Origin of the sequence: Citrobacter sp. Ce129 (assembly GCF_030334545.1) — a bacterium.
GTDB classification, from domain to species: domain Bacteria; phylum Pseudomonadota; class Gammaproteobacteria; order Enterobacterales; family Enterobacteriaceae; genus Citrobacter; species Citrobacter europaeus.
In genome coordinates this window covers 30,180-47,985 of record NZ_JAOWDS010000075.1, presented here as the reverse complement: position 1 = coordinate 47,985, position 17,806 = coordinate 30,180, and the positions used below count along the sequence as shown (strand labels likewise).

Sequence of the window (17,806 nt, the reverse complement as noted above, 5' to 3'; positions counted from 1 at the left end):
AGAGAAGTGCAAACGGTTGCATGTAGCTGTAACAGTATTCGTTCATTAAAAAAATATAGCGATGGTACGTCTTATACCGGTGCAGAATACAGGAATCTAAATGATTTCTATTATCTCTTAGGTATACGGATAATATTTATGACTTCTGTTAGCTCAACACCATGGGAAATAGCAGTAAAAACAGACAGGGAATATGATTTCATCAATCAGAAAGGAGTTTTTAATCACAGGTACAACCACTGGCCTTTTTATCTTCCTTTATATAAATCGTTGTCGTAGTGCCCATAAAATCAGCGTTCTGGGATGAACGCTGATTTTATTCGGTTTTCAGATTCATCAACCCGCGCTGCATGCTGGTCTTCTCTCGCAGTACCTCTTAAATGATACATTAAGGATCACCTGGAATGGATATTGTTGAACGCTTTATAAACTACACGAAAATCAATACCACGACATCAAGGGAAAACGGCGCTAATGGGATAATGCCTTCTTCCCCAGGTCAAATGGAACTGGCAAAACTGCTTGCAGCAGAACTTGAAGCATTAGGAATGGAAAACATTGAGGTCAGGGATACCGCTATTGTGACGGCAACCTTACCTGGCAATACCGATGACGCGATCCCGGTGGTCTCCTTTTTTGGTCATCTGGATACCAGTGCGGAACAGACCGCAGACACCAAAGCACAGCGTCTGCATTATCGCGGGGGGGATTTATGCCTGAATAAAGAGCTGAATATTTACCTGCGCGAAAGTGAATTTCCAGAACTGAAAAATTATATCGGTGATGACCTGTTGGTAACGGATGGAACCAGTCTGTTAGGAGCAGACGATAAAGCCGCCATCGCCGCAATTATGAATGCCCTGGAGTATCTGATTACGCATCCGGAGATTAAACATGGGCCGGTGAAAGTCGGTTTTGTCCCGGACGAGGAACAGGGCCTGCGTGGCGCAAAAGCGTTTGATGTTGCGGCATTTGGTGCTGATTTTGGCTATACCCTGGACTGCTGCGGTATCGGTGAGTTTGTTTACGAAAACTGGAATGCAGGTGATGCGGAAATCATCTTTACCGGGCAGTCCGCACACCCGATGTCGGCCAAAGGTAAGCTCAAGAACTCACTGCTGATGGCGCATAAGTTTATTGCGATGCTACCAGGGGGAGAAGCGCCTGAGTATACGGAAGGGCGCGAAGGTTATTACTGGGTAAAACAGCTACAGGGTAACAGCGCCCGTACGGTCCTTAAGCTGGATATCCGCGACTTCAGTGAAGAAGGTTATAAGGCGCGAATGGCGTTTATCCGTCAGCTTGCCGTAAGCACCTGTGCGCTGTGGGGAGAAAACAGCGTGGTCTGTCATTTAGCCGATCGCTATCAGAATGTGTTTAATAGCCTGCAGGGTGATGCGCGCTATCCGATTGATATTGCATTACGCGCTTATCAGAAATGTGGCATTACCCCAGCCCCTGTCGCTATGCGTGGCGGGTATGATGGCGCGGTTCTGTCGCAAAAAGGATTGCCGTGCCCAAATATTTTTACCGGTGCTCATAACTTCCATTCAATTTATGAGTATCTGCCGGTGCGTTCCTTACGGGCTGCCAGCGATGTCGTGGTGGCGGTCATTGAGGAAACGTATACTGAGTTCTCGCAGCGGAGAGCTCAGCCATGATTCAGGTGTTAATCGCGCTTCTGGTTATCGTGATGGTGGCGCGTCTGATTCTGAAAGGTTATCGCGCTGAACCTGTGCTATTTATTGCGGGCTTAGTTCTGATGATTTGCACCGCGTTAACCGGATGGGGGACGGTATTACCGAAGGGCGTTGCCAGTACGGGGATTTCCTTCCTTGATCCTTTCGAGGTGATGCGCGATCTCTTCAGCACCCGTGCCGCCGATCTCGGCCTGATGATCATGGCGTTAATGGGATTTGCGCATTACATGGACCACATCGGGGCAAATGAAGCGGTCGTGCGCGTCGTCACGAAACCCTTACGGACGCTGCGTTCACCCTATGTGCTGCTCTTTTTCTCCTACCTGCTCGCCAGCCTCCTGCAGTTGGCCATTCCTTCAGCAACCGGGCTTGCCGTATTGCTGATGGGGACGATGTTCCCCATTATGCTGGGATTAGGGCTTTCTGCGGCTTCGGCTGCCGGGGTTATTGCCACTTCGCTTGGCGTGGCTTACACCCCGACGGCAATCGATGCTATCCGGGGCTCTAAAGCGGTCAATATGGATGTGGTGGAATATGTTGTCTACCACCAGGGACCCGCCGCGCTGGCAACGGTTCTGGTCGTCGGCGTTTGCCATTTTTTTTGGCAGCGACATTGTGACCGTAAAGCGGGGACGTTACCACGGGAAATCGGTAGCGCTGAGGTGACTGACTCAGGAAAAGCTCCGGCATTTTACGCGCTGCTTCCGATGCTACCAATTCTGATGGCAGTGGGATCATCCGAGATGTTCGTCAGCGGTATTAACCTGAATATTATCACCATTGTCCTCATTTCAATGGCAATTTGTATGCTGATCGAGTGGCTGCGGGTGCGTGATTTAAAGTCGGTATGCGAAGGATTCAGCCATTTCCTTAAGGGAATGGGCACTGCGTTTACTGGCGTGGTTGGACTGTTGGTGGCGGCGGGGGTTTTTGCTCATGGCATTAAGGTTATCGGTGCTATCGACCAACTTATACTGATGGCTGAACACGTGGGGTTACCACCGTTTGCCATGGCGGTGGTATTTGCGTTGGTGACGCTGGCCGCGGCTATCATTATGGGCTCGGGAAATGCGCCATTCCTCGCCTTTGTTGAGCTCATCCCGCAAATCGCCGCCAGCATGGGGGCTAATGCTGTTGCCATGATCCTGCCGATGCAGCAGGCATCGCATATGGGACGGGCAATTTCACCGGTATCCGGCGTGGTGATTGCCGTTTCCAGCGGAGCCAAAATAACCCCATTTGATGTGGTGAAACGGACCGCCGTGCCGTTGATCGTAGGTTTTGTTACTCATACTCTGATCATCGGTATTTTCTATTAACAATTGCAGGCACAGGCAAACCTCCGATTCATTGAATCTGGAGGTTTTCTGGTTTGATATGTTGTTGCATTGATTGCTGGTAATTATTATTAGCTTTCAGCTTTATTGAGCTATTCTTATTATTTGCGGTCAACCTTTCAACTATTAATGATTAATAAAGATAATGTGTTTCAGGTCTCTTATTTTACATTGAGATAAATTAATCTGGATCATATTTTGAGGTTTTTAGTTGTAGTAGTTTTTTAAATGGAATAATGCAAGGTCGACATGCAACAATGATTTATTTGGGTAGGTTTCAGTGGTAAAAGATTCAGGGAAAGTTAGTACGTTACGTCACCATTATCAGGATGACCTGGAAGCGTTTACCTGGAGTGCATTAGTTGCAATCGGTATCGCAACACAGGATCGTAAGATTAACTCTAAAATGTCAGAACATCTTTTTATTATGCATTGGCTGGCCATCGCTAAAAAAAGAAAACTCTTTTCAAGGAGTATCGTCAATGAGCTTCAGTGGTTAATTGATGAAGGAAAGAAAAAAAGCCTCAATGCACAGCTTAAATTTAAAATAGAATACCTGTACTCGACTTCGAGTGGTGATGTAACAATGCAAAACGACTATTTTAAGTTTACTCATACGATCGAGGTATTGAGAAATAATGGCTGGGAAAGCTTTTTGCTTACGCCGGAAAAATGGCGAGATCTGCATGAAAAAATTAAGGTAAGAGACGGTAATTTTATTTTTATGGATGACACCAGACTCCAGGAGTGCTTTGGCATTCAGGGAGAGATTGTTAACCCCTTCTGTATCCGGGTGTATGGTGATGTTGAGTTTGCAAAGTTAACTTTCATCAAACATAACCTCGCAGTTGAATTTGTAAAGCACATATCGAATGAGTTTTACCACTTCCATTTTCTTCAGGTAAGTAATGCTTAACTGACGAACTGAGCAGTGTGCTGATAATTCGAACAATGTATTGTTCTACATATCAATGTATCGGATATAAACCACGCGCCAAGGATAGCGAATGTTTACGCGAAAGTTAGCGATCGGCAGTGAATGGATTAGGTTGTCTAATATTCCAGACAACGTATCCATTTCTTTTCGGGGCGTTCTCGAGATAGCGGAAAGCACAGGTACGCCAGATGGCAGTACGCCTTTATTACGCTTAGAAAATGAAATGGCGCCAATCACCGTTGATTCGTTGTCCTGGGTGCGGGTTCCGGGCGATAGACAGGCAGAGGTTACCGTCTATATTCGCTGCCTGGTTTAAGTCAGATAACGCCAACTCAGCTATTCTCAATGGCTTGTTGGCGTTCAATTTGCGTATCATTTTATTATCCATAAATAATATTAATGTGGGTTTGTTCTGGTTTTATTTATCCCTGCTTGAGATATATGCGGCCGGCCGCAGAGTGTGGGTTCGTGCAACTAATTTATGACGAGAAAGCCAGCAAAAATACGTTCTGATAATTAACCATTTTACAGGTTAAGGTATTTCTTTGCGGGTCGATAACAATTAGGTCGTGGATGAACTTTATTGTTATGGAGATGTTCAAATGTTAAAGGATATGAGGATTAAAACCAGTCTGTTATTATTGCTGTTGTTATTCACTTTTATGCAGTTTTTTTCTAATGGATTTGAGCTCATCGATCTCAAAGAGAACCAAAAAAGTACACTTTTACTGCATAATGTCATTAAGGAACAGGATGCATTGCATCAGGTTGCTGAGGCTGTTTATAAAATAAGAGGGGGACTTGATAATATTCAGCTGCATAATGTGTCTGATACCCAACAAACATTGAGCCAGGCGCAAGAGGAGATTGGTAAAGCCAGAAAACAGTTCAATAATTTCTGGGACATACCAGGTTTAACCGCTGATGATCCGCAGATCGGTAAAGCTATCAGGGCAGCATTTGAACAACAAATGAATGCGGCACAAAAACATGTTGATAAATTAAATGAGATGATTTCTACCGGCAGTATTGTGGATACACAGGTAACTATCGAGCCTGAACTGCTTGCTATTCGCAAAAACTTTGATAGCCAGGTGGAGAATTATTACAAATCAACACTGTTGGTCGGTGAAAAGATCGTAGAACAGACCCATGTTCAGTTTAATAATTCAGTACTGAAGGTATCTGTGATCCTGATGGTAACAGTACTTATCTTTTTTATCTGCAATATCTGGATGAACCGGACAATCATTCGGCCATTAAATATCGTGTCTGAGCATTTTTCACGGATTGGTAAAGGCGATCTGAGTCATCCGGTTAAGGTATCGGGTAATAATGAGATAGGTTTGTTGTGTTTGAATTTACAAAATATGCAGAACGGTCTGCGTGAGACGGTCAGCACCATTCGCGATGGCGTCGAATCGATTAATACGGGTATGCAGGAAATTGCTTCCGGTAATTCAGACTTATCGACCAGAACGGAGCAGCAGGCGGCGGCAGTAGTGGAAACAGCTGCCAGCATGGAACAGATTTCGGTAACGACAAGAAATAACTCCGATAAGTCCCACCAGGCATCTGCCATGACCAGTGAAAGCACAGAAATGGCCCTGCGCGGCGAGCGTTTGATGAGTGAGATGGTCGAGAAAATTCACCTGATCAGCATCAATGCGCAAAGCGTAAACGAAATATCACATGTTATTGATAGTATTGCGTTCCAGACCAATATCCTGGCGTTAAACGCCGCGGTTGAAGCAGCACGCGCAGGTGAATCCGGGCGTGGGTTTGCCGTTGTAGCCAGTGAAGTCAGAACCCTTGCCCAGCGTAGCGCCGCCTCGGCGAAAGAGATCAGTGAACTGGTAGCCAAAGCGGCAATCAGCGTCAAAGAAGGCGTTGAGATAGCTGAAAATAGTGGGGTCATGATGGCGGATCTCGCCAAAGCGATACGCAACATCAACGTATTAATGGAAGATATCTCCGGCGCATCAGGAGAACAAAGCCGTGGTATTGAACAGATCCGGGTCGCGGTAACGCAGATGGAGCAAGTGACTCAACAGAACGCATCGTTGGTTGAGGAGATTGCCGCCACGACAGGCAGTGTGGAAGAGCAGTCGGCCATGCTGTCCGAGGCGGTGGCTGTATTTCAGGTGGAAGAAAAATCGTAGCATAGTGTTCAGGGCGTTAACCCGGCGCTGCTCATCTCATCAGTGGGTTATTCCGCCTGATGAGATGATTAGCTGAACAACTTGCCAGGCTTAATTTGCGAGTGAAAGTATTTGTAACGCGTTCACATTATAGATTACGCCAAATATCGCTACCGCCAGCAAAAACAGTGAGGAGATAAAAAGGCTGTGCCGGGTAAAACGTGCGGGCATCCAGCGTTTAAAAATCACGATGTAAAACGACAGCACTGCAACATCAAAAATAACCCACACCAGCGTTAGCGTCAGAATGCTGGTGGCGAAGTCTTGTGTAATGGCAATGAACTGCGGAAAAAACGCAACGAAAAACAGAATATCCTTCGGGTTGGCGACCCCGGTCAGAAAACCGTGGATTAGCCCGCTGTTATCGCGTTCTCGTGCACCCGGCGCGAAGTTTGGAATTTTGCCCCGCATGCCGTTAATCGCCATCACGCCGATATACAACGATCCCGCAAGACCCAGTACGCCAAGCCATATTGTAGAGATCGACACCACGCCTGCCAGCATCAACGCAGCCAGAGCAATCAGTACTAAAGAAGCGCCGTTAGTACCAACAAGCGTGATAAATGCCCGGCGGTAACCATACTGGGCTGCGGTGGCGGTAACCAGCGCCACGACGGGGCCGGGTGTTAGCAGCAGGGTTACAATGCTGAGGCTGTAGGCAGCCAGTAAAGTGAAATTCATACCTGATTATCCTGATGATATTTTCCATCAGTATTCCTCCTGAGTGACGCATTGAAAAACGAATAAAACTGCGCTTAACTGTGAGTAAAACTCAATATAGAAATTCACGATGACACTACCTCCGTTGTACGCCCTGAGGGCTTTTGAAGCCGCAGCCAGGTTGGGGTCGTTCAGTAAAGCCGCTATTCAACTTAACGTAACGCCGGGCGCGGTAAGCCGACATATTCGCACGCTGGAAGCATGGTTTGACTGTGAGCTATTTGTTCGCAGCGGCCCACGCGTTGAGATAACGCCTTCCGGCCAGGGGCTGGCGCAGCAACTGACTGTCGGGTTTCAGAGTCTGGAACAGGCATGTCATGCTTTTCGCAGCAGCAGTCATCAGTTGCGATTGAAAGCGCCGTCCACGTTGACGATGCGCTGGCTATTGGACGTGCTGCGCTATTTCCGTGAGGCGCATCCAACCCCAGTGATCGAAATTGCCAGCATCTGGATGGATACCGATTCGGTGGCCTTCAGCCGAGAACCGTATGACTGTGCGATCCTATTAGGGAATGGCCATTTTGGTGACGATACCGATAGCCGGTTACTGTTTCTTGAGTGGCTTATTCCAGTGTGCTCACCTGCGTTACTGGCGCAAGCGCAGCGTGATCTTTGTGCCTGCGAATTGATTCACCCCTCCGCCGATCGCCGCGACTGGCGTCGATGGCTACAACGCACCGGGAAGTTTCCTGCGTTGAATCTGGCACGTGGCAAAGTGTTCGACACGCTGGAACAGGGGAGTCTTGCGGCGATGAGCGGTCATGGTGTTTCTGTTGCCGATCTGTTGTTAAGCCACGCCGCTATTCAGTCCGGAATGCTGGCGTTACCGTTTAAAGATGTGGTGGCGACCGGCGAGGGGTATTACCTTGTTTGGCCAAAGGCTTCCACACGGCTCAGAAATATTGAGTTACTGTATCGCTGGTTAAAAGAGGCTGCGCCGTGTACCCCTACGGCAGATCTGAACTGGCTGGAGTAAGCGAATTATTTAGTTTTACCATATTGATAATAGTTCTCATTATTATTGTCGTGTTGTTCAGGGAATGGTAATGTTGCTTCAGTGATAAATCGTTAATCCCATTTCCTGTGCAGAAGACAGCATGAAGAACACCACCGCCCTGAATGCCTCCAGACGCGCTGCTCGCACCTTCTCCGTCAGCGAGTTTATGGATTTTGGTGAACGCTACGGGATTGATTACCGTTTTCCCCTGTTGGCGCAAAAGCCGGATTTACCGTCCTGCAGCCCCGTTCTGCAAGGTGAGGTGGAGGAGATGACGCTCCCCTGCGGAATGTGCGTGACGCACTCCGACGTACAGGTATTGCAACCTTACGAAACCACCTCCCGCCACAGCAGCCCTCTCTATATGCTGGTAGTCATGGAAGGTTGCGTGATCCTGACGCTCAACGGGCAGGAGCATATGGTGCGTTCCGGGATGGCGTTTAGCTCACGCCTGAGCGAGCACCAGACGATGCGTGCCCGCCATCATGCCGACTGCAAACTGCGAACCTTATCGCTTGGTCTGTATCCCGACGGCGCGTGGCGCACGGGGTTGCTTGAATCATTGATGCGTGAGTGGGAAAGATGCCAGACACCGACGCTTATATGGCAGGTACCGGGGTTTTTACTCAGCGGACTGCAGTACGCGCAGCAGAGCACGATTAGCCATGTTTCTCGCCAGTTGATGCTGGAAGGGCTGATATTACAACTGTTCGGCCATGGCCTTAGCGTGTGTCAGGTTGAGAGCGGCAAACGCCTTGCGGCCAGCGGTGAGCAACAACGGCTGGAGGTCGTTCGCCGTCTGCTGGAGCAGAGTCCCGAAAATGACTACACCCTTAATGAACTGGCCCAACGCGCGGCGATGAGTCCCAGCAGCCTGCGCAGTAAGTTTCGCGCAGCCTATGGCTGTTCGGTATTCGACTACCTGCGCGATTGCCGTCTGGAACGTGCGCGCGGATATCTACTGGAAGGATATAGCGTACAACAGGCGGCCTGGATGTCGGGTTATCAGCACGCCACCAACTTTTCTACCGCTTTTCGTCGCCGTTACGGCTTTTCGCCGGGCGATTTGCTCAAACCTTGCTAATCCATATTTGCGTTTTACGCACGTGATTTCCTGACAATTTGGCACTGCGCATAGGCAACCTGGCATCCGGCATAGCTATCTCCGTCAGCAAAAAGGTAATAATTCTCACTTACAATTAGACATGCCTTTGGAGATATTCATGTTCGCGAAGACTCGCTTGGCGCTGCTGGTGGGATGGGTTACCGGCAGCGTGGCTTTTCCTCTGCTGGCGCAGGAAACAACAAAAAACGATACGGTGGTTGTCACCTCACAGATGCAGAGCGGGGCCACGAAGCTTGCCACGCCGGATATTGAAACGCCGCAGTCGGTATCGATCGTTACCCGTGAACAATTTGAAGAGCAGGGCGCAACCAGCGTGCGCCAGGCCGTCAGCTATACGCCGGGGGTGTACAGCAATCAGATTGGCGCTTCCAATCGCTTTGACTACATCGTGCTGCGCGGCTTTTCTGACGGCAGCCTGGACAACGTCTATCTCGATGGTCTGAAGATGATGGGCGACACCAACTCTCACAGCTCGCTGGTGGTCGATCCGTGGTTCCTCGAAGATATCGAAGTGGTGCGCGGCCCGGCTTCCGTACTGTATGGCCGCTCCTCTCCGGGCGGTATTGTGGCGCTGACCTCACGTAAGCCATCGTTTGATGCGGGTGGAGAAGTAAAGCTGTTTGCCGGCAACAATAACCAACGCGGCGCGGCGTTTGACGTCACCGGGGCGCTGGATGATAACGATCGCGTGGCGGCGCGACTGAGCGGAATGACGCGTTACGCGGACTCGCAGTTTGGTCCATTGAAGGAAGAACGTTATGCGCTGATGCCCAGCCTGACCTGGCGCATCACCGACCAGACGCGTCTGGATCTGATGGCCTATCTGCACCGTGACCCGGAAGGCGGTAGCCATTCTGGTCTGCCGTATGACGGCACCGTGGTTCCGCATTACGGACAAAAGATCTCCAACACCTTTTACGAAGGCGAGGATGATTACGATAAATACGATCGCCGTGAAAACATGGTGGGCTACAACATTGAGCACCTGTTTGATAACGGCTGGTCGGTGCGGCAAAAGCTGCGCTACCTGCATACCGACGTGGAGCTGAACCAGGTCTATGCGGCGGGCTGGCTGAATGAAACCGAACTTAATCGCGGCTACTCCGGCTCCGATGAAAAAATGTCGGCGATTACGTTGGATAACCAGCTCGACGGCAGCTTTGATACCTGGCAGGTTAACCACCGTCTGCTGGTGGGGATCGACTATCAGGATCGCAGCAATAATACCACTGGCTACTACGGCGCGTTCCCGCCGATTAACGCCTTTAATCCGGTGTACGGCGCGAAGCCTGATTACATCGACATGTATGCGCGCGAAAAGCACAAGCTGCGTCAGACGGGGTACTATTTACAGGATCAGATGTCATGGGATCGCTGGCGTATTACGCTTGGCGGTCGCTACGATCAGGTCAGCGTCTCTAACATTGATAAGATCAACGATACCCGCAGCGATCTGGATAAAAACAACTTCAGTACCCGCGCCGCTCTGCTCTATTTATTCGATAACGGCTTTGCGCCGTACGTGAGTTATTCCACTGCCTTTACGCCAACCAGCTTTGCCGATGAGAACGGTAATCTGCTGGATCCGATGAAAGGCAAGCAGTGGGAAGCCGGGCTGAAATATGAGCCGGAAGGGCTCAACAGCCAGTTCAGCGCATCGGTATTCCGTATCAATCAGACGAATATCGCCACCAAAGAAGAGCCGACCGATCCGTACCGCTCGATTGGGGAAATTGAATCTGAAGGGGTGGAACTGGAGGCAATTAGCCAACTGACGGATAGCTTCCGTTTGCAGGCGGCGTATACCTATACCGACATTCGCTATAAGAAAAGCAGCCCGGAAGAGCAGGGTAAGCGCGCAGTGTATGCCCCGCGTAACCAGGCCAGTACCTGGCTGAGCTACGATGTGAAAAGCGGCCCGCTGGACGGCCTGACGTTGGGCTCAGGCGTACGTTATGTGAATGGTATTGCCAGCGATCGCCTGAATACTCACACTCTGCCGTCCTACACGCTGGTGGATATGGCAATTGGCTACGACTTAACGAATATCGGCATTAAAGGATTGAGCGCACAGTTGAACGTCAACAACCTGACCGACAAGCGCTACGTTGCGGCCTGTAACTCGCTCTCGTACTGCTACTTCGGCGCCGAGCGCAGCATTGTTGGTAGCGTTTCGTGGAAGTTCTGATGCTTTAGCCGGATGCGGCGCTGGCGCCTTATCCGGCCTCCGGCAGCGCGCAAATTGTATGCCTGATAAGCGCAGCGCATCAGGCATAGTGGATTGCGGCTATTTTGTAAAACCGTTTTGCATACAAATTTGCGCGCTGGTTCTCAGCGTAAAGGCGACCTTGTCCGGGTACTGACTGTAGTAGTTATGCTCTTCTTCCAGCCCTTTGGCCTGCGCCAGGCGTACCGTTTCCAGCGAGCAGGTACGGTAGACCAGGTCTTTATTCATATTGGTCTGCTTTTCGCGCTGTTTATCTGCAGACAGCGCCAGCCAGCTTTCGGACAGGGAGTAATCGTAGACCACCCGATTTCCTTTCGCCTGCACGTTCTCAATGGTAATGAATTCGTCGATTTTCAGCCTTGGCTGCCCACGCATTTTTTTCTTATCTTCTGCGGCGGCATATTGGGCCAGCGCATTAATATCCATGCTGGCTATTTTCTGCTTATAAATATCGACATAGGCGGCGGGTTGCTGATAATGCTGAGCGTAGGCGTTTCTTAATTCTCCGTCGCTCATCGTACAGCCCGCCAGAAATAAAGGTAATAGCAGTGCCAGTTTTATTTTAGTCATGATGTTATCCCGTTCATTATTGTGGTCCCAGTCGCCCATAACAGATAGAGAAATGATTAAGGGTGATAGTTAAGGTTGTATAAACGAGGACACGATGACACAAGTTCAATAGTCTTAAAATGATGTAACAGGCGGGAAACCCTGCCAGAATTGGCAGGGTTTTTGAACAGACTGATAAAGAATTAATGGCCGATCATGTTTGCTTTCGGGATCAGCTGGAAATACATGTGATCGGGTACCGGTGTATCCCAGACATTGGCATATACAGCGTAACCAATAGTGGCAAACAGAATTCCCAGCACCAGTATTGTCATGGCAACACCCGACAGCGCCGTCTGGCGCCATAATGGTTTACCACCGTTGCCTTGCGCACCTGGCGGTGTCTGCAGGGAAAAGCTCAGCGTTGAGGCTACCGGGCAGGATTCAACGCAGGTCATGCAGCCAGTGCATTCCACGGTTCGCACCTGAATCAGCCTGTCTACCGGGATATTCGACGGGCAGTTTTTCGCGCATTTCCCGCAGTCGATGCAACTGTCGGCATTGCGGCGGATTTTAAACGGTGAGAGCAGCGAGAAAAGCCCAAGCAACGCGCCGTAAGGGCACAGATAACGACACCAGGCGTTGCGAATAAACAGACTCAGAATGCTGATAACCACCACGGAGATAAGCGTGGCGGAGCCAATATGGCGAAAGAAATCGAGCATCTTGACATCGATAATGATGCCATAGGCTGAGGTCAGAAAATATTGGATCCCCTGGGCGGGCATCGACAGGGCGATATACAAGAAGAAGCTCAGCAGCAAATACTTCAGGCTGAGCAGCGGGATATCCAGCCAGCGCGGCAACGTGAAGTTGCGACCGAATAATTTTTTGCCCAGATTGCCGAGCAGTTCGGAAAGCGTGCCCACCGGACATAACCACGAACAGAAGGCTTTTTTTAACAACAGGCTGATCAGGATAAACGCAACTAACAGCAGCATGGAGGCGGCATGGATGGGCGGAAGAAAACCGGTCTCCAGGGTATAGCGGATATTCATTAAGCCCGCTATCGGTAGCCATCCCTCAATACCGCCGGGCCTTGGTACATAGACGCTGGTACCGGCGGTTTCGAAATAGCGGACCCAATACCAGAACGTCACGCCAATATAAATATTGATAGCCAGCAGGAGAAATTGGGTGGCTTTTCGCCAACTGCTGGCATTGCGCCAGTCATTCCAGGGCAGTTTGCCTCCGGTCGTGCCTGGGCGGCGCTGCCAGCGCGTTCTCTTCTTCCCGTTCATGATTTTATACTGTCCCTCATATTTCCCCTTCTGCATTCAGAAGGCGTCATCACCGGGATATGCTAGCGCTATTCAGATTTGGTGTATTTGATTTGCATCTTATTACGCGGCTGTTATTTTTATCATGCGAAAATACCTGAATAATAATAACAGCCTGATATTTGTCACAGGTCAGATAAATACCCTGAACGGGGTATTTATTTCTCTGCAGAGCAATGGTTATTCCTGATAAACCTCAACGCGGTCACGACCATTACTTTTTGCCTGATAAAGTGCGCGATCGGCTTTATCAACCAGTTGTTTGTAGTCGGGATGATAGTCATATTCGGCAATACCGATACTGACGGTAATAGAAAACGTTTCTGTCGCAGAGGCGGCCATGCGCATCCCGGCAATTTTCATACGCAGCGTTTCCAGAATAATACTGGCCTGCGATTCATCTGACTCGACGAGCAGAATCATAAATTCTTCACCACCGTAGCGGAACACGTAATCGCTGCTACGGATATGATCATAAATAACCGCCGCGACGCTTTTGAGCGTCAGATCACCGGTATTATGTCCGAAGTTATCGTTAATTTGCTTAAAGTAGTCGATATCCAGCATTGCCAGGCTAAAAGGCTTACGCGCATGTAACGCCAGCGAGATTTCGCGTCGCATGATGGTCGGAATAAAGCGGCGGTTAAGCAACTGGGTCAGCGAATCTTTACCATTTTCCTGCTTAACCAGCGCCTCAAACATTGAGGCGAGCAGGAAATGGATTTTTGCTGAGAGCTGGCGAACATCCTGTAATAAGCTCATCCGTTCGGGCTCTGTCGGTTGATGCTGAGGTGACAGGGTGGTCGTCAGACGGGTGTCGATCTCTGCAATCAGTGATTCCATTTCGTTGAGCAAATTGCTGTTGCCAAGAATATGTTTTCCCTTATGCGAGAACCACATACCAAAATCAGAGTTCGCCAGAAATACCATTTCACCGAAAGGCATTGCGGTGGCAATGTTATAGATAAACTGGTTTTCCCAGTCAGTAAACGAACGGATTTGCCGCTCACGCTCGACGTTAACGTCATCGTAAATAGTCTGCAGACGATACTGCTCCTGAGTATGCAGCGAGTTTTGATGGCTTGGGGAATAGGAGACTGTCATGGCCTCCAGTGCGGTATCCATTGCCAGACTGCTGAAACAGATAGCATCGCTCAGCAGAGAGGACGAATAGTCCGCTTTGGTTTTCAACACCCGATACAGCTCATCTTTGAGCTTACGCGCGCCGCGGTTCACCAGATCGATGGGCAGACCGATGCGGGCATGCACCACGCCAATTTTGCGTTGTTTGGCCAGCAGTTGCGAGAGATCTTCATGCGCGCTGCCAAGGACGCTGCGCAGCCAGTCAAACATGCTGCCGCTGAGGCGGGTACTGACCTGTTCTGTATTGAGGAATAATGCGCTCTGGGCGTGGGAGAGCATATAGTCATAAAAAACGGTCACTAAATGGCGGATCTCTTCATCGCTTAACGATGTCAGGAGCGTGTGAACTTCAGGCGATGTTTGTCGTATCAGCGCCTGCCATTCTGTAAGGAGTAATGTGTCGTTTACCGGTTCAACCTGTTCCATCTCACTGCCACTCAACGTGCGATTAAAAATTCAGGCGGTATTACGGACAATTACCTCACGATGGTCAAGTTAAACTCTCTTATCGATGGCTAATACCTTCATAAATAAGCCTGAGCGCGAAGACACCGATAATGGCGCCAATCACCCGGCTGGCAACCCGCTGGATTCGGCCATAAGCACGGCGCACGGCGGGCAATGAAAACGCCTGACTGAGAAAAATACGCCAGATAACGGAAGACAATATTATGCCTGCCCAGGCCATCAACCTGGCCCACGTTGGTGTGTCAGCGCTTAAGGTGACCGAGAAGATACTAATAAAAAACAGCACGGTTTGCGGATTAGATAAATCCGTTAATAATCCACGGCGGAAAAACACATACCACGGGGCGGAAAGCGGCTGTTGTAACGTTGCCATTTGCGGCGTAGCCTGATGCCGGATGCTGTTCCAGGCGAACCACAGCAGATAGGCGCCGCCGACAATCTTAATCAACGAAAAGATCTCTTCACACTGGGTGATAAGCGTCGCCATACCAAAGAGCCCGAGGCCGGAGTAAAACGCATCGCCTAAGGCCACGCCCAGACCGGTCATGACGCCTGCGCGTCGTCCTGACGCCAGGCTGGTTTGCACCACCACAAACAGATTCGCGCCGGGATTAAAAAAAGTTAAAACAAACAGGCTGACGGTGAGTATGACGGCGTGCAGAGGTTCCATAGACAACGTATCCATTAGTGAGGGCGGAAGCAGGGTCAGCTAACACTATAATTTTAGTATCCACGTCATTCTGCGTATTCACTCACACTGCGCGTTTTGCGTATTTAACGATTAGCAAAATATCTTTATATTTCCGCCTGCTCTGGATCTTTTTATCAGCCTGAACTACTTATTAATCATCCTTGACTCGCGTGTCGAATGTTCAGGGGGCGATGATGGCATATATAACAAAACCTGGAGCTTTTATATGAAAACTGGATATAAAGTACTTATTGGTGCGTTAGCTTTAGTTTTTTCCAACGCCTATGCTGCGGAATTTATGACAAAACTTGAGTTTGAAAAGGTTGAGTCGCAGTACACAAAAATCGGTGATATTTCAACGAGTAATGAAGTTTCTGTTGCAGATGCTAAAGAAGAGCTGCTGAAGAAAGCTGAAGAGAAAGGCGCTGATGTGGTGGTATTAACCTCCGGCCAAACGGATAACAAAATCCATGGCACAGCGAATATTTACAAGAAAAAATAACACGCTGCTGTAAAAAATACGCCACCCGTCGGTCATTGTACTGGCGGGTTTTCTTTTAATCTGCGCCAGAACGTGGTTCTGCTAATTCCGAGATAGCGTGCAGCCGCGGTTTTATCACCATTGAATTGTGCCAGCACCTGCTGCGGCGTCAACGATGTGGATAGCTGTGGGGAGTCAGCAGCAACGACCAGTTCCGGTAACAACTGCTGCAGGAATTGTACATTCAGCTCAGGCTGCGGCTCGACGCTTAAAAACAGCGCCAGACGCTCCATCATATTACGCAGTTCGCGGATATTTCCCGGCCAGCCATAATTGAGCAACGTCGGTTGACTCAGTCCCAGCCCCTTACGCACGGGTTCAGAAAACGGCACATCCAGCTCCGCCAGCGACTGTTTTAAAAAGCCTTCCGCCAGCGGCAGGATGTCGGGCAACCGCTCGCGTAGCGGCGGCAGCTTAAGGCGTAAAATGCTCAGGCGATAAAACAGATCGGTACGAAACTCTCCCTGCTTCATCTCCTGCTCCAGATTACAGTGAGTGGCGCTAATCACACGTACATCGACCGGAATCGGCTGATGTCCACCGACCCGGGTAACTTCTTTTTCTTCCAGCACGCGCAGTAGTCGGGTTTGTAACGGCAGCGGCATCTCGCCTATTTCATCAAGAAACAGCGTTCCGCCGTGGGCGATTTCAAACAGGCCCGCACGTCCTCCCCGACGGGAGCCGGTAAAAGCGCCATCTTCATAGCCAAACAGTTCAGCTTCCAGCAATGATTCAGTGATTGCCCCGCAGTTGACAGCAACAAACGGCGGCGAGGGCTTCCCGCGGCGATTGTCCTGACGGGTGAAAAACTCACGGTGAATGGCCTGCGCCGCCAGCTCTTTGCCCGTGCCGGTTTCGCCCTGAATCAGCACCGGCGCACGCGAACGGGCGTAGAGCATAATGGTGTGCCGTACCTGTTCCATTTGCGCAGAGTGACCGCGCATATCCCCCAGCGCATAGCGGGTGCGTAGCGTATCGCCAGAGGCGTACTGACCGTGTCTGCGCAGCGTCAGCCGGGTCATATCCAGCGCATCGACAAAAGCCTGGCGCACGGTAGCTGCTGAATAGATAAAAATACCGGTCATGCCTGCTTCTTCCGCCAGGTCGGTGATCAACCCCGCGCCGACCACTGCCTGCGTGCCGCTGGCCTTCAGCTCGTTGATTTGCCCACGGGCATCTTCTTCGGTGATATAGCTGCGCTGTTCAAGCTGCAAATTGAAGGTCTTTTGAAAGGCGAGAAGCGCAGGGATGGTTTCCTGATAGGTAATGACGCCAATCGACGAGGTGAGCTTTCCCGCTTTTGCCAGCGCCTGTAGCACGTCAAACCCGCTGGGTTTAATCAGGATCACCGGAATCGATAAACGGCTTTTCAGATATGCTCCGTTGGAGCCCGCGGCAATGATGGCATCACAGCGCTCGGTGGCCAACTTCTTGCGGATATACGTCACCGCCTTTTCGAAACCAAGCTGAATAGGGGTGATGGTCGCCAGATGGTCGAACTCGAGGCTGATGTCGCGAAACAGTTCGAACAGACGCGTGACCGAAACCGTCCAGATAACCGGTTTGTCATCGTTCACCCGTGGCGGAAGATGCGTATCAGCCATAACCAACCCAAAAAGTAAGGAACCGAGTATTAGGGTTTAGTTGTGTTTCATAAATGTTGCAATGAAACGTGAAGGAACGTTTCATGAAACGATAGCTGACACGCTTTTGTGCAACACAGAGACAATGATTGACCTTAACATATTGTTTTTAAATTAAAATTCATAAATTAATTTAAAATTAAGGTCTTTGGCATACCCCTTGCTTTAAGTAAATCAACGAATGCT

General features: G+C 49.8%; 15 protein-coding genes. 9 read left to right on the top strand and 6 right to left on the bottom strand.

Translation table 11 applies throughout. From position 1 onward, the window contains the following. Positions 1–404 precede the first annotated feature (404 nt). The 5 genes from pepT to OGV77_RS24065 all read left to right on the top strand — a co-directional run bounded on the left by pepT (position 405) and on the right by OGV77_RS24065 (position 6,136). On the top strand, positions 405–1,661 hold the full coding sequence (gene pepT, locus OGV77_RS24085; protein ID WP_047413179.1) for a peptidase T: 1,257 nt from the start codon (positions 405–407) through the stop codon (positions 1,659–1,661). Beyond that, complete coding sequence (gene dcuC, locus OGV77_RS24080) at positions 1,658–3,019, top strand: C4-dicarboxylate transporter DcuC (RefSeq protein WP_043015319.1); 1,362 nt, start codon at positions 1,658–1,660, stop codon at positions 3,017–3,019. The genes pepT and dcuC overlap by 4 nt, the downstream gene beginning before the upstream one ends. Positions 3,020–3,317: 298 nt before the next feature. Next, positions 3,318–3,953, top strand: coding sequence for a DUF2913 family protein (locus tag OGV77_RS24075; RefSeq protein WP_043015320.1), 636 nt, complete (start codon positions 3,318–3,320; stop codon positions 3,951–3,953). 91 nt (positions 3,954–4,044) lie between these two features. Next, the gene (locus tag OGV77_RS24070) at positions 4,045–4,290 is read left to right on the top strand and encodes a hypothetical protein (protein ID WP_043015321.1); all 246 of its coding nucleotides are present in this window, start codon (positions 4,045–4,047) and stop codon (positions 4,288–4,290) included. Positions 4,291–4,576: 286 nt separating this feature from the next. Continuing rightward, positions 4,577–6,136, top strand: a complete 1,560-nt coding sequence (locus OGV77_RS24065; RefSeq protein ID WP_087051673.1) for a methyl-accepting chemotaxis protein — start codon at positions 4,577–4,579, stop codon at positions 6,134–6,136. Positions 6,137–6,226: 90 nt separating this feature from the next. On the opposite strand, the gene OGV77_RS24060 is transcribed toward OGV77_RS24065, so the two are convergent. Beyond that, positions 6,227–6,856: a LysE family translocator gene (locus OGV77_RS24060; RefSeq protein ID WP_047413170.1), complete on the bottom strand. Its 630-nt coding sequence runs from the start codon at positions 6,854–6,856 to the stop codon at positions 6,227–6,229. A 109-nt stretch (positions 6,857–6,965) separates the two neighbouring features. On the opposite strand from OGV77_RS24060, the gene OGV77_RS24055 reads away from it, so the two are divergent. The 3 genes from OGV77_RS24055 to foxA all read left to right on the top strand — a co-directional run bounded on the left by OGV77_RS24055 (position 6,966) and on the right by foxA (position 11,206). Continuing rightward, positions 6,966–7,871, top strand: coding sequence for a LysR substrate-binding domain-containing protein (locus tag OGV77_RS24055; protein ID WP_047413165.1), 906 nt, complete (start codon positions 6,966–6,968; stop codon positions 7,869–7,871). Positions 7,872–7,992: 121 nt separating this feature from the next. After that, a complete protein-coding gene (locus tag OGV77_RS24050; RefSeq protein WP_075145097.1) occupies positions 7,993–8,976 on the top strand; it encodes a helix-turn-helix transcriptional regulator in 984 nt (327 codons plus the stop codon). 121 nt (positions 8,977–9,097) lie between these two features. Then, entirely contained in the window at positions 9,098–11,206 is a 2,109-nt protein-coding gene (foxA, locus tag OGV77_RS24045; RefSeq protein WP_087051671.1) for a ferrioxamine B receptor FoxA, read from the top strand. A gap of 99 nt (positions 11,207–11,305) precedes the next feature. On the opposite strand, the gene OGV77_RS24040 is transcribed toward foxA, so the two are convergent. From OGV77_RS24040 to OGV77_RS24025, 4 genes are all read right to left on the bottom strand, one after another. Next, the gene (locus tag OGV77_RS24040) at positions 11,306–11,815 is read right to left on the bottom strand and encodes a hypothetical protein (protein WP_223306664.1); all 510 of its coding nucleotides are present in this window, start codon (positions 11,813–11,815) and stop codon (positions 11,306–11,308) included. Positions 11,816–11,997: 182 nt separating this feature from the next. Beyond that, complete coding sequence (locus OGV77_RS24035; RefSeq protein ID WP_087051709.1) at positions 11,998–13,095, bottom strand: 4Fe-4S binding protein; 1,098 nt, start codon at positions 13,093–13,095, stop codon at positions 11,998–12,000. 219 nt (positions 13,096–13,314) lie between these two features. Then, a complete protein-coding gene (locus OGV77_RS24030; protein ID WP_047413160.1) occupies positions 13,315–14,703 on the bottom strand; it encodes a diguanylate cyclase in 1,389 nt (462 codons plus the stop codon). Positions 14,704–14,782: 79 nt separating this feature from the next. Then, positions 14,783–15,415: a LysE family transporter gene (locus tag OGV77_RS24025; RefSeq protein ID WP_043015327.1), complete on the bottom strand. Its 633-nt coding sequence runs from the start codon at positions 15,413–15,415 to the stop codon at positions 14,783–14,785. A 247-nt stretch (positions 15,416–15,662) separates the two neighbouring features. Between OGV77_RS24025 and yahO the strand changes: the two genes are divergently transcribed. Further along, positions 15,663–15,938 (top strand): DUF1471 family periplasmic protein YahO, encoded by a 276-nt coding sequence (gene yahO, locus OGV77_RS24020; protein ID WP_003830901.1) that lies wholly within the window; start codon positions 15,663–15,665, stop codon positions 15,936–15,938. A gap of 32 nt (positions 15,939–15,970) precedes the next feature. On the opposite strand, the gene prpR is transcribed toward yahO, so the two are convergent. Continuing rightward, entirely contained in the window at positions 15,971–17,581 is a 1,611-nt protein-coding gene (prpR, locus tag OGV77_RS24015; protein WP_087051670.1) for a propionate catabolism operon regulatory protein PrpR, read from the bottom strand. Between the last annotated feature and the right edge of the window lie 225 nt (positions 17,582–17,806).

Excerpts from the sequence above, each read along its gene's own strand:
- pepT (WP_047413179.1), top strand. The coding sequence starts at position 405 with ATGGATATTGTTGAACGCTTTATAAACTACACGAAAATCAATACCACG.
- OGV77_RS24030 (WP_047413160.1), bottom strand. The coding sequence starts at position 14,703 with ATGGAACAGGTTGAACCGGTAAACGACACATTACTCCTTACAGAATGG.
- OGV77_RS24060 (WP_047413170.1), bottom strand. The coding sequence starts at position 6,856 with ATGAATTTCACTTTACTGGCTGCCTACAGCCTCAGCATTGTAACCCTG.
- OGV77_RS24070 (WP_043015321.1), top strand. The coding sequence starts at position 4,045 with ATGTTTACGCGAAAGTTAGCGATCGGCAGTGAATGGATTAGGTTGTCT.
- OGV77_RS24065 (WP_087051673.1), top strand. The coding sequence starts at position 4,577 with ATGTTAAAGGATATGAGGATTAAAACCAGTCTGTTATTATTGCTGTTG.
- foxA (WP_087051671.1), top strand. The coding sequence starts at position 9,098 with ATGCCTTTGGAGATATTCATGTTCGCGAAGACTCGCTTGGCGCTGCTG.
- OGV77_RS24055 (WP_047413165.1), top strand. The coding sequence starts at position 6,966 with ATGACACTACCTCCGTTGTACGCCCTGAGGGCTTTTGAAGCCGCAGCC.
- OGV77_RS24025 (WP_043015327.1), bottom strand. The coding sequence starts at position 15,415 with ATGGAACCTCTGCACGCCGTCATACTCACCGTCAGCCTGTTTGTTTTA.
- OGV77_RS24040 (WP_223306664.1), bottom strand. The coding sequence starts at position 11,815 with ATGACTAAAATAAAACTGGCACTGCTATTACCTTTATTTCTGGCGGGC.
- dcuC (WP_043015319.1), top strand. The coding sequence starts at position 1,658 with ATGATTCAGGTGTTAATCGCGCTTCTGGTTATCGTGATGGTGGCGCGT.
- OGV77_RS24050 (WP_075145097.1), top strand. The coding sequence starts at position 7,993 with ATGAAGAACACCACCGCCCTGAATGCCTCCAGACGCGCTGCTCGCACC.
- yahO (WP_003830901.1), top strand. The coding sequence starts at position 15,663 with ATGAAAACTGGATATAAAGTACTTATTGGTGCGTTAGCTTTAGTTTTT.
- OGV77_RS24035 (WP_087051709.1), bottom strand. The coding sequence starts at position 13,095 with ATGAACGGGAAGAAGAGAACGCGCTGGCAGCGCCGCCCAGGCACGACC.
- prpR (WP_087051670.1), bottom strand. The coding sequence starts at position 17,581 with ATGGCTGATACGCATCTTCCGCCACGGGTGAACGATGACAAACCGGTT.